This is a genomic window from Vibrio sp. HENC-03 (assembly GCF_000305755.2).
GTDB classification, from domain to species: domain Bacteria; phylum Pseudomonadota; class Gammaproteobacteria; order Enterobacterales; family Vibrionaceae; genus Vibrio; species Vibrio owensii.
Genome location: NZ_JH976080.1, coordinates 306 through 659 on the forward strand (window position 1 = coordinate 306; position 354 = coordinate 659).

Annotated in this window: 2 tRNA genes and 1 rRNA gene; all 3 read right to left on the reverse strand. The window is 47.5% G+C overall.

Features of this window, described 5'->3' with window-relative positions:
* Positions 1-6: 6 nt before the first annotated feature.
* Positions 7-82: transfer RNA gene (locus tag VCHENC03_RS17330), tRNA-Lys, on the reverse strand.
* A gap of 2 nt (positions 83-84) precedes the next feature.
* Positions 85-160 (reverse strand) — tRNA-Glu (locus VCHENC03_RS17325).
* A 128-nt stretch (positions 161-288) separates the two neighbouring features.
* Positions 289-354, reverse strand: a 16S ribosomal RNA gene (locus tag VCHENC03_RS0125575); the annotation flags it as partial.

Genomic DNA, 354 nt, shown 5'->3' on the forward strand with positions numbered 1-354 from the left:
GAGAAATGGTGGGTCGTGCAGGATTCGAACCTGCGACCAATTGATTAAAAGTCAACTGCTCTACCAACTGAGCTAACGACCCAATGGTATCCCGTAGGGGAGTCGAACCCCTGTTACCGCCGTGAAAGGGCGGTGTCCTAGGCCTCTAGACGAACGGGACACTAAGTTGAACATCTTGGGAGATGTTCTATCTCTTTTACTTTATAAACCGTATCAATCTGTGTGGACACTCATCGTGACTCATTTGTCTTCACTTTTTAAAAGTGAAAGCAAACTATCCGTATCGTATAAGGAGGTGATCCAGCGCCAGGTTCCCCTAGCGCTACCTTGTTACGACTTCACCCCAGTCATGAA